Origin of the sequence: Acidiplasma aeolicum (genome assembly GCF_001402945.1) — an archaeon.
Taxonomy (GTDB): Archaea; Thermoplasmatota; Thermoplasmata; order Thermoplasmatales; family Thermoplasmataceae; genus Acidiplasma; species Acidiplasma aeolicum.
The window spans coordinates 1-11,393 of the sequence record NZ_LKBG01000240.1 but is presented as its reverse complement, the minus strand read 5'-3'; the positions used below and the strand labels follow the sequence as shown (position 1 = coordinate 11,393).

At 33.2% G+C, this 11,393-nt stretch carries 13 protein-coding genes and 1 tRNA gene; 12 read left to right on the top strand and 2 right to left on the bottom strand.

Annotated elements, in window-relative coordinates:
• The first annotated feature begins 200 nt into the window (after nt 1-200).
• Nucleotides 201-272 (top strand) — tRNA-Ala (locus AOG54_RS06365).
• Between the two features lie 177 nt (nt 273-449).
• On the opposite strand, the gene AOG54_RS09730 is transcribed toward AOG54_RS06365, so the two are convergent.
• Nucleotides 450-686, bottom strand: a complete 237-nt coding sequence (locus AOG54_RS09730; protein WP_156318729.1) for a hypothetical protein — start codon at nt 684-686, stop codon at nt 450-452.
• Nucleotides 687-1,837: 1,151 nt separating this feature from the next.
• On the opposite strand from AOG54_RS09730, the gene AOG54_RS06355 reads away from it, so the two are divergent.
• Both AOG54_RS06355 and AOG54_RS06350 read left to right on the top strand, forming a co-directional pair.
• Nucleotides 1,838-2,953, top strand: coding sequence for a radical SAM protein (locus AOG54_RS06355; protein ID WP_048102184.1), 1,116 nt, complete (start codon nt 1,838-1,840; stop codon nt 2,951-2,953).
• 1 nt (nt 2,954) lies between these two features.
• Complete coding sequence (locus tag AOG54_RS06350; protein ID WP_054964153.1) at nt 2,955-3,680, top strand: MqnA/MqnD/SBP family protein; 726 nt, start codon at nt 2,955-2,957, stop codon at nt 3,678-3,680.
• Here the strand turns inward: AOG54_RS06350 and mqnC are convergent.
• Entirely contained in the window at nt 3,674-4,765 is a 1,092-nt protein-coding gene (mqnC, locus tag AOG54_RS06345) for a cyclic dehypoxanthinyl futalosine synthase (RefSeq protein WP_055032542.1), read from the bottom strand. The genes AOG54_RS06350 and mqnC overlap by 7 nt on opposite strands.
• 99 nt (nt 4,766-4,864) lie before the next feature.
• Here mqnC and AOG54_RS06340 point away from each other — a divergent pair, with 99 nt between their 5' ends.
• The 9 genes from AOG54_RS06340 to AOG54_RS06300 form a co-directional block, all read left to right on the top strand.
• Nucleotides 4,865-5,677 carry an MqnA/MqnD/SBP family protein gene (locus AOG54_RS06340; protein WP_054964151.1) on the top strand — a complete coding sequence of 271 codons (813 nt, stop codon included), beginning with the start codon at nt 4,865-4,867 and terminating at the stop codon, nt 5,675-5,677.
• 68 nt (nt 5,678-5,745) lie between these two features.
• On the top strand, nt 5,746-6,477 hold the full coding sequence (locus AOG54_RS06335) for an isopentenyl phosphate kinase (protein ID WP_054964150.1): 732 nt from the start codon (nt 5,746-5,748) through the stop codon (nt 6,475-6,477).
• Nucleotides 6,478-7,521 carry a type 2 isopentenyl-diphosphate Delta-isomerase gene (gene fni / locus AOG54_RS06330; RefSeq protein WP_048102054.1) on the top strand — a complete coding sequence of 348 codons (1,044 nt, stop codon included), beginning with the start codon at nt 6,478-6,480 and terminating at the stop codon, nt 7,519-7,521.
• Nucleotides 7,522-7,523: 2 nt separating this feature from the next.
• Nucleotides 7,524-8,027: a ZPR1 zinc finger domain-containing protein gene (locus AOG54_RS06325; RefSeq protein WP_048102053.1), complete on the top strand. Its 504-nt coding sequence runs from the start codon at nt 7,524-7,526 to the stop codon at nt 8,025-8,027.
• 55 nt (nt 8,028-8,082) lie between these two features.
• Nucleotides 8,083-8,310 (top strand): ATPase, encoded by a 228-nt coding sequence (locus AOG54_RS06320; RefSeq protein WP_048102052.1) that lies wholly within the window; start codon nt 8,083-8,085, stop codon nt 8,308-8,310.
• 6 nt (nt 8,311-8,316) lie between these two features.
• Entirely contained in the window at nt 8,317-8,886 is a 570-nt protein-coding gene (locus AOG54_RS06315; protein ID WP_048102051.1) for a hypothetical protein, read from the top strand.
• A 9-nt stretch (nt 8,887-8,895) separates the two neighbouring features.
• On the top strand, nt 8,896-9,945 hold the full coding sequence (locus AOG54_RS06310) for a V-type ATPase subunit (RefSeq protein WP_048102050.1): 1,050 nt from the start codon (nt 8,896-8,898) through the stop codon (nt 9,943-9,945).
• Nucleotides 9,946-10,254 carry a V-type ATP synthase subunit F gene (locus tag AOG54_RS06305; protein ID WP_048102049.1) on the top strand — a complete coding sequence of 103 codons (309 nt, stop codon included), beginning with the start codon at nt 9,946-9,948 and terminating at the stop codon, nt 10,252-10,254.
• On the top strand, nt 10,255-11,393 hold a 1,139-nt coding region (locus AOG54_RS06300), incomplete at its 3' end, for a V-type ATP synthase subunit A (RefSeq protein WP_156324223.1). It abuts the gene before it with no gap.

The window sequence follows — 11,393 nt, the reverse complement described above, 5'->3', positions numbered from 1 at the left end:
TTGTTATTTTCCATTCTGAACATCCGCCGGCAATGGGCATAGGCATTGTTTTTATATCTAATGGTATCATATACCTTTTTTTAGTTCCATCGGAAATGCACCCCCCTCCCCCTTCATATAACATTATAATAAATAGAGAATGCATGGAAGACGAAAGATTTAATAATTTTATTAAAATCCAGTGTATTATAATTATAACTGGGCCGATAGATCAGCGGTAGATCGCCTGCTTTGCAAGCAGGAGGGCTCGGGTTCAAATCCCGATCGGTCCATTCTTAAGTTTTTACTTAAAAATATAAAATAAATATCCGTTTAATTCAAAAACTTCTGCGCATGAAAGATTAACTATAAATGAAAAACAAAATTTAACCATATTTTTAAAAAAATCCTCATTAGATAACTTACCAACCCGATTATATAATGTAAATTAGTCAAATGAACGGTATTTATCAATGATGCTGGTCCATTATGTAGGTTCTTCCAGAAGATCTGGAAATAAATCCCAGCCAGATCATATAAACTATATAAGCTATGAGTGAAATTGCGAAACCGTAGATGAACACATCAGAACTTATGTTTTTAGAGGCCACATAATAAAGCACAATTGTTACAATAACCAACGCAACCAAACCCGCAAATGCCTCTGAGAGGAATGAGGAAAGAGGCATGTCAATAATCAGCGGCAAACCTTCCTCCTCACCCTTTTTTAAGAGAAAACTCTGTTTAGTCTTGCAATTTGGACAGATGAACACCCAATTTGATCCAACCCTTACCGCACTTACTGAACCCCATTTGGAATGCCTAAAATTGAATCTGTAATGGCAATTGGGACATTCAGTGTGTGATGTAACCCATGACTTATAATCCCTAATTTTTTTAGCCATAATCTTCTCCCAATATCAATGGTTTTATAATCTAGAGACATTAATAAATATTCTGTTTATTGATAGTTCATAAAAGGTATAATCTGGACGGTTCATGCAATTATTGTTCATTGAATTCCATGAGAAACTATGAGCCAGGGCAAGCCAATTACCTCAAAGATCAAATCTATAATAGGAATACAAAATAAATGTAATTATCCACGATGAATTACATACATCCAAAGGCTCATTTATTGATAATTAAACTATGGAAAAGCATGAAGTGTATTTAGGCAGTAGAATCAAAAGGGCAATCTTTAGATCATTAAACGGTATATTAATACATACAGAGTTACATGTATCATATAATAAAAAAGCAATACCTGAATCATTTCGCAGACTCGAGGGTACTGGCTTGTAACCAGGAAGTTTAAGCATCAAAGATATGATAACCTCTAAAGGTGTTTGTTAACATGGTTAACAAAAACCATAACCTAATTTTTCAAACATTATGAGGTGCCTATCAAGATATTAAATGAATTTAATCTTCTGGAGGTTAATTTTTTTATGCTTGAAGGCAAAATGGTTGGTGTGCAATTGTAACCCTTGCTGGTAAATCAAGATATTGAATATATAATATTTTTTTAAATTCAACAAATAACACACTAAAAAAGATCTTAAGCAATATATTAAGTATTGTATAATAAATTTAGAATAAAAATACTCATAGAAAATAGTTACAAAAAATAACAAATATCTTTAAAAAAATGTCCAAATCATTAATAGTATAACTTATAAAAATAAAAAATTTTTACAATGTTAATCATTTTTAGGCAATAAATTATAATTCTAGGCAATTAAAACTTTTATTTCTTTTTATTCCATTTAAATTATTTTTAAAGTATTTGTAATAAACATAACAAATGAATAATTTAATAGTTAAGTATTTATTTCTTTTAGATATACAATTTTATATGATGAAATATGAGGAAGAATACTGGATAGATTATATTAAAAACAATGAGTTAAATAAAAAAGAAGCCTCTGAACTTTTAAATCTTGATATATATTCCCTGATGAAAATTGGAGATTCATTGAGATCATTTGATACAGGTGATACTGTATCATATGCAGTATCGTATAATATAAACTATACAAATTATTGTACTGCATCATGCCCAATATGCGCATTTTATACACCATATAAGATTAAAAAATATGAAATTAATAAACCAAATAAAAAGGGATATGAGCTCTCTCTTGACGATATTAAAAAAGATATAGAAAAGGCAAAGGCTCTTAACGTTACAGAAATACATATAGTTGGAGGATTTAATCCAGATTTATCAATAGAATATTACGAATCGCTTTTTAAGGAGGTTAAAAAATACCTTCCTGATGTTACCCTAAAGGCATTTACCATTCCGGAAATTGATTTTATATCAAGAACCCATGGTGTATCAATTAAGGACCTTATTCAAAGGTTAAAGGAGGCTGGAATGGATGCGCATACAGGCGGTGGGGCGGAAATTTTTAACGAAAATGTCAGAAAATTAATAACCACACCTGAAAAGATATCCGGTGAGAAATGGCTGGAGGATGCAAAATTAATACACAGCCTTGGAATTTACGGAAATTCCACAATGACATACGGGCATCTTGAAAATTTTGATGATATTATAGATCATATGATAAGGTTAAGAGATAATCAGATTGACACACCCGGATTTCTATCATTTATACCATTGAAATTTAGCATTGAAAACACACCATTATACAAAATGGGGAAGGTTAGGTATCCATCTTCTGGCGATAAGGATATTAAGGTTTATGCACTTGCACGTGCAATTCTTGGCAAGTCGATACGGAATATAAGCGTTTACTGGGTGGCCCTTGGAAAGGAAATGGCACAAATTGCACTTTTGTCTGGTGGAAGTGATCTGGTGGGCACCGCATTTAGTGAAAAGGTCTTCGGTGCCACAAACAGGAAAACATCAACATCCATTGAAGAATTAAACCATCTTATTAATGAAATAGGCAGGATTCCGGCTCTTAGGGATACATTTTATAACTTAAAGGAGTACTACTGAAATGTATGGAATAATAAATTTAATTCACTCAGACCCTTTATTTTATGCACTTAATAATAAGATTGAAATTAAAAGGGATACTGCGTTTAATATTTTAGGGATGATAGAAAAAGACGAACTTGATGCCGGCATGGTATCACTGGTTCAATTTTTAAATTCTGATCTAAAATTAATCGAGACCGCAAACATACACACATTATCAAATACAATGTCAACACTTTTAATATCCAGAAATAAACACATAGAAAATAATATTGAAATAGCTGTTACATCCTTAACGGCAACAACGTCATTTTATCTAAGCCTAATTTTAAATAAAATGGGAATAAAATATGAACTTATTAAATCAAAATATACTGATGCCCAACATCTTTTGAATAATAATGATTATGCACTGGTAATTGGTGATGACGCACTCCTTGCATATAAATCAAATTATAATATAATTTTTGATATAGGTTATGAATTTTCAAGGCTTTTCAATTTAATGCCGGTATATGCAGTAACAGCCTCAAAAAGGGACTTTGACCATAAAATCATTGATAATGCAATTGCTGCATCAAAAAATTATGTGGAAAAATCAATAATAAAAAACCAGGCAAAGGTTAAAAAAGAGATTTTAAAATTCTATTATAACACAATAAAATATGATTATAACTTTGAGGTTAATGAAACGGTAAATTTTTTAAAAAACATTATTTTAAAAAATGAATATATAAATCAATAAATTTTTACTGTTCTGTAAAGATTATCACGTTCCACTGGAACCATACCAAGCTGTTTAATTGAATTTATTATCATCTCGCTTCTTAAATTTCCAACATTTTTTCCTGTAGCAGGTATCACCTTTTCATCGTATATGGTTCCTCCCCAGTCATTGGCACCAAATAATATTGCCATCTGCGCCATGTTTATCCCATTTGTTAACCAGGAACTTTGAATAACAGGCAGATAATTGTTAAATACTATCCTGGATATTGCTATATTCCTGAGAACATCAGCACCACCTGACCTGTATTTTATTTGGTTTCCAAGCTCTGTGTTTCCCGGCTCAAAATTCCATGGTGTAAATGATAAAAAGCCATGATATTTCTTTTGTAAATTAAGTATTGATAATAAATGATTTGCCTTATCCTCAGACGTTTCAATATGCCCAAACATCATGGTGGCAGAGGTTTTTATCCCCAGTTTATGCGCCTCCTCCATAATTTCAAGCCATTCCTTTCCACTATTTTTGGGCCTTCCCATTCTGACCCTGACATTATCATCAAGTATTTCTGCTCCTGCCCCGGGTATTGTTTCAAGTCCACTATCTCTCAATTTTATTAACAGATCCCTTACACTAATATGGGATTTAATTGATATAAAATGAAGTTCCGCTGTTGAAAGTCCATGTATGCCGATTTCCGGGAATTCCCTTTTTATTCTTGAAAATAATGATGTATAATAATCAAGATTTAAATGCGGGTTAACACCGCCCTGAATAAGCAGCTGCCTTATTCCATATGGCCTGTATTTTCCTATTTCATTAATTACCTCATCCTCTGATAAAGTGTATTTATCATTATCCGAATCTGTTCTGTAAAATGCACAGAATTTACATCTTACATTGCATATATTTGTATAATTTAATATTAAATTTGAAACAAAAGAAACCCTGTTTCCAGAAATTTTATCGGTTATTTTCCTTGCCATTTTTCCAAGATCCCTTAGATCAGCCTCATCATACATGTATATTATATCATTAATATCGGGGTCCTCACCGTTATCAACCTTTTTTTCTATAGATTCAAGCTTATTAAATGAAAGCATGAGATTAACATTATTATTTTTTATAAATAGTTTATTGCTATTAAATATTTATTAATAAATCAATAAATAGTTTTTTTAAGAATGATACAATAACAATACATGGAAATGATAATTGCGCATACTCCAGATCCCGATGATGCTTTTATGTTTTATGCAATGTTTGAGCATAAAATAAAGACATCATTTGAATACAGGCAGGTTGTTAAGGACATAGAGACATTAAACAAGGAGGCTATTAACAATCTTTATGATGTTACAGCAATATCCGCAAATGGATATATAAGGGTATCAGATAAATACGATCTTACCGCCTCTGGTGCAAGCTTTGGAATAAACTATGGTCCAATAGTGGTTGCAAAGAAGCAAATAGATCTAAAGAATGCAGTAATAGGCCAGCCCGGAACATATACTTCTTCATTTATGCTGTACAGAATGTTCAACGATTCCAGGGAATATAAGGAAATAAGATTTGACCAGATTACCAATGAAATATTAAAAGGTACAATAGATGCCGGGATACTGATACATGATGAACAGCTTAAATTCCAGGACAAGGGTTTAATTAAAATTCTTGATCTTTATGATCAGTGGAGGGCATATGCCGGTGATCTTCCTGTGCCCCTGGGATTTAATGCTATTAGAAAATCACTATCTTTGGAGGATAAACTAAAATATAGAGAAGACTTCGAAAATTCAATAAAATATGCATTTGATCATGAGGATGATGCTGTTAAATACGCCATGAAATATTCCAGATATAATGACTTTGAGCTGGAAAGAAAATTTATTAAAATGTATGTGAACGAACTATCCATAGACTTTGGTGAGAGAGGAAAGAAGGCACTTGAAATGTACTATAAAAAGGCAGCAGAAAGAAATCTCATAAGTCCATTCACACCTGTAATAGTTTAAAATTTTTAAAATTCAATTATAATAAACAATTTAATAATGTTTAATAAATTATTATCAATTTAGCTTGTATGATAATATTAAAGCTTGGTGGCAGTATAATTACAGACAAAAAAACATACAGAAAATTTGAGGAGGATAGGACAAGAAAAATTATTGCTGAAATATCAAAAATTAAAGATAAATTTATTATTATACATGGAGGCGGATCTTTTGGCCACATAATGGCCAAGGAATATAACATACCGGGCAGGCTTAATAAAAGGTCATTATATTACATGAGCCTTATACATTATGATATGTCAGATCTCAATATGAGGGTTTCAAAAATTCTTTCAGAGTACGGCATGGGAAATATACCGGTGCCACCATCAGCATATATTTATGGCAAAAAAAAGAATTATGACATCTTTAGGTATTATGTAAAAAATAATATTATGCCTGTGAGTTATGGAGATGTTTACATAAAAAATAGAAATTACATTGGCATATATTCTGGAGATGATATAATTTATGATCTATCAAGAATATTCATGCCGGAAAAGGTTATATTTTTTAGTGATGTTGATGGTATATTTGATAAAAATCCAAAAATACATAAGGATGCAAAACTGCTAAAAACAGTGAATAAAGATTTTAATTTTGAAAATGATTCAATAGATGTTACTGGTGGAATTATTAATAAGTACAATTCAATGGTTAAAATTTCAAAACTTGGCATAAAAGTTTATTTAATAAATGGATTATATCCAGAGAGAATAAAAGATATAGGAAAAGATAATTTTTATGGAACGGTGGTATAATTGATTGAAAATAGAAAGGAGGAGCACATAAACATAGCAGAAAACGAAAATGTAACTTCCGAGCATAATTACTGGGATGATATAAGAATAATACACAGGGCATTGCCGGAAATAAATTATGATGAAATAGATACCAGGGTAAGGTTTTTAAACTCGGATTTTGCATATCCATTTATAATATCTTCCATGACAGGCGGTACTGAAAAGGCAAAAAAAATAAACGGGAACCTTGCAAGGGCCGCAGAGGAATTTAATATTGGCATGGGCGTAGGTAGCATGCGGGCTGTTATAGAGAATAGAAATCTGGAGGATACATTTTCTGTAATAAATGATTATAAAATACCCGCAAAGTTTGCAAATATTGGTGCACCACAGTTAATAGACCAATCATCAAGGGCGCTTACATCAAGGGATATAGACTATATTTTTAACTTAATAAACGCAAGCTATTTGATTGTTCATTTTAATTTTCTACAGGAAATGGTTCAGCCCGAGGGAGATAGAAACGCAAGAGGCGTTATCAATAGAATTAAGGAGCTTGCAGGGTCTTATCCTGTTATTGCCAAGGAGACCGGAAATGGATTTTCCCATGAGGATGCACTGGCCCTGAAGGATGCAGGTGTTAAGGCCATTGATGTTGGGGGTCTTGGTGGGACCTCATTCGCGGCAATAGAATATTACCGCGCATTAAAAATAAAGGACGAGGAAAAAATGCACTCTGGAAAAACATTCTGGAACTGGGGCATACCATCGCCAGCATCAATTAAATACTGTAATGTGGGTTTACCAATTATCGGTAGTGGTGGCCTCAGAAACGGACAGGATATAGCAAAATCAATAATTATGGGCGCCACAATGGCTGGCATGGCCAGAAATTTCCTGAAGGACGCAGATACATCATATGATGAATTGAAAAATCATATAAATAATATAATCAGGGACATAAAAATAACAATGTTTCTTACATCATCGCCCAATATTGAATCATTAAAAAAGGCAAAGTTTATATTATTAGAACCTTTATTATCATGGTTTGAGGTGTAAATATGAATGAAACATTAACAGATAAGCAATGCCCAAACTGTAACAGTTATCTGTATTACATAGAATATGATACCGAAATTCCTTATGAGGGTAAAATTACAATAAAAACATATACATGCAAAACATGCTATTATAAAAACGTATCAATACAGAGGCATGAAAGGGAAAAACCCAAGGTCATGCTATTAAGGATAACCGGCAAGAATGATCTTAAAACAATAATATACAGGTCCCCTGATGCATATATAAAAATACCAGAAATAGATGCAGAAATATCCCCGGGAATAGCATCCAATGGTTATATTACAACAGCCGAGGGAATAATAACAAGTATTAAGGAAAAATTATCATTAATGGGCAATAATAAGGAAACTAAAGTTCTTGAGGAACGCATAAATAATATACTAAAAAGTAACAGTGAGGAAATCACAATAATTATAGACGATGACAGCGGTAAAAGCAAAATAAACAGCAGCAAGGCAAAAGTTATCGAAAAGCCTATATAAATTCGCAAAAATAAATAATTTTATATAAAGCATTTTAATATTCACTTGGATATTTATGGTTACAACTGTAGATGCTTTGTTAGCAATAGCTGCGTCAATAGCAATAGCAGGGGGTCTTATCGGTACTGGTATGGCTCAGCAGGGTATTGGTGCGGCCGGTATGGGTATAATAGCAGAAAAGCCAGAAAAGTTTGGTCAGGTTCTGTTCTTCTTTGTTATTCCGGAAACCCTCTGGATTATAGGTTTTGTGCTCGGTATAATACTGCTTCTGCATGTAATATGATGCTCTATGTCCCTTGAAAGCATATTAAATGAAATAGACAGGTCCCGGGAGGATGAAATTCAAAAAATCAATCAGTACTATGAAGAGCAAATTAAGAACGTAAGGGAAGCATGCAATAAAAAAATAAAGGAACTGCAGGAATATTATGCGCTAAAACAAAAAGATGATTCAAAATTAATCATAAAGCAGTATGAGGACCAGATTAAAATTCAGATCAAGCAGATAATAGATAATAAGAAAAAGGAAATAATTAATTCAGCACTTGATAAGGCCAAATCATATATAACCTCACTAAATAAATCCTCAAGATATCCGGAATTGCTAGAAATTATGGTTGATACATCAATTAAGAAGCTCGGTAAGGACATTATTGTTGAATGCTCAGAATCTGATATGGAAAAAATTAAGGCCATGAATAAGGTAAATCCAAAAAATGTAGAGGCAAATTCAGGAATAAAATCGGGAATCATAGCATATTCTCCAGACCGCCTAAAAATGCTGGATTTAACCTTAAATACAATATTTAAAGAAATTTCTGATGACATACTTGCTTACTTCTATGAAAATGTAAAATAGGTGTGATAAATGAACACTGCATATTCTGGAAGTTTTGGAAGGCTAAAGGTTCATTATAATGATTTCCTAGGCAATGAATTTATAAAATCACTTCTTGACCTTGAAATAAAAGATATTAAATTGCGGCTTTATGAAACATCCTATAAGGATGATATTGATAAATCATCAGTAATAAATTCATCAGAGCTTGATATTCTAATAGCTGCCATAAACAGGCATATAATAAATAATTCCAGAATTGCAATATTTGCAGTGCCTCCTGAAATTAAGAATTATATAAAAACATATATATCAAAATGGGACATTGAATCTATCAAGGCGATTTTAATATCAAAGATAATAAAGCATGAAATTAAATATAACGATAGTTTTATCATAAGTTTCAGGGATATTCCACTTGGTATTTTTGCCGGTAACTTAAGTTATGAGGATTTTAGGTCAATGCTCTCCAGGCCTGATGTGGAATCCCTTGTAAATTACCTAGTTTCATATGGGTATAATTATCTGCTGCAGTATATAGACGAGTTCAAAAAAACCGGAGATATTTATCCGCTGCTTTCCTCCCTTGATTCTCATTATTATAATGAGCTGGCAGATCAGGCAAAATTTTTTAACGGTGATGAGGGAATATTAATAAATTATACAAAGGAGTATATAGATATAAAAAATATTTTAACTGTTATTAAAGGCATAGAGTTAAAGGTATCATATGACAGCATTGAAAGGTACTTAATAGACAATGGAAACTTAACAAAAAATATATTATCAGATCTTTTCAGGTCAAATAACACCGTTGATGTACTTAAAGTCTTTAAGGACTATGACCTTGAGGATGCCATAGAATATTACCAAAAATATGGAAGCCTGTCAATGTTTGAAATATCAATGAGAAAGGCACTTCTTGAAAAATATCTTCCATTAATGATGAGAACCACTGGAGCCCCATTTATACTTGGATATATACTGACAGCAGAAAGGGAGAGAGATAATTTAAGGACAATACTGATCGGGAAATCATACAACCTTGACAGGAAGCTAATAGAAAGGATGCTGATGTAAATGGATAATATCTGTGTAATTGGAGAAAGAGAGGTTGCGATGGGCTTTAAGCTCATAGGAATTAATGATACATTCATAGTTGATATTAATGAGGCAGCCCTTAAACTGAGGGAGATATTTTCGTCAGGAAAGTATAATGTTATTCTTGCCTCACAGTCAATTCAAAAGTATTTAAAGGAGGATGAATTAAATCTGTATAATACCTCAATAAATCCTCTTGTGGTATTTATCCCTGTTCCAGGCGTAACAGAAGAGGAATCGGTATATGAACTTGCCAAAAGAATACTGGGAATAGATATAGGTGATTAAATGGAGAATAAAGGTGTAATTTATAGTGTTTCTGGTCCGGTCGTTGTTGCAACAGATGTTAATGGAAAGATGTTTGATGTTGTCCGGGTTGGCAACCTCGGGCTTGTGGGTGAAATAATCAAAATTGTGGATAATAAATCAACAATACAGGTATATGAGGATACAAGCGGGTTAAAACCTGGTGAGCCTGTATATTCCACTGGAAAGCCCCTTTCAGTTGAGCTCGGTCCAGGGCTCCTTAAATCAATTTATGATGGTATTCAAAGGCCACTGGATGTAATTAAATCGGAAACAGGGGATTTTATTGTGAGGGGAGCCTCAGCACCACCACTTGATGAAAATAAGGAATGGGATTTCAAACCTATTTTAAAGGAGGGTGATGAGGTTAACCAGGGTTATATTATAGGAGAGGTTCAGGAAACAGAACTGATAGTTCATAAGATAATGGTGCCTGAGGGTGTTAAGGGCATAATAAAGGAAATTAAGGAGGGCAAGTTTAAGGTTTCTGATACAGTATGCATAATAGAAAATGAAAAAAACGACTATGAAATTAAGCTTAAACAGATATGGCCCGTAAGGAAGGCCAGAAGGGTATTTTTAAAATTCGCACCTGAAATACCATTAATTACAGGTCAGAGAGTAATAGATTCATTCTTTCCTGTTGCAAAGGGTGGAACCGTTGCCGTCCCGGGGCCTTTTGGGTCTGGAAAAACTGTAATTCAGCATCAGCTATCAAAATGGTCTGACGCAGATATAACTGTTTACGTTGGCTGTGGTGAGCGTGGCAATGAAATGACAGAAATTTTAACAACGTTCCCGGAACTTCAGGACCCAAAGAGTGGAAAGCCGCTTATGGAAAAAACAATATTAATTGCAAATACATCAAATATGCCGGTAGCAGCAAGAGAGGCAAGCATATACACCGGTGTTACCATTGCGGAATATTACCGTGATATGGGATATGATGTCGCATTAATGGCCGATTCAACAAGCCGCTGGGCTGAGGCTTTAAGGGAAATATCCGGAAGGCTGGAGGAGATGCCTGGTGAGGAGGGCTATCCGGCATATCTTGGCAGAAGGATATCTGAATTTTATGAGAGATCTGGAAATGCCCAGATAATACCTGAAGATGACAGGGT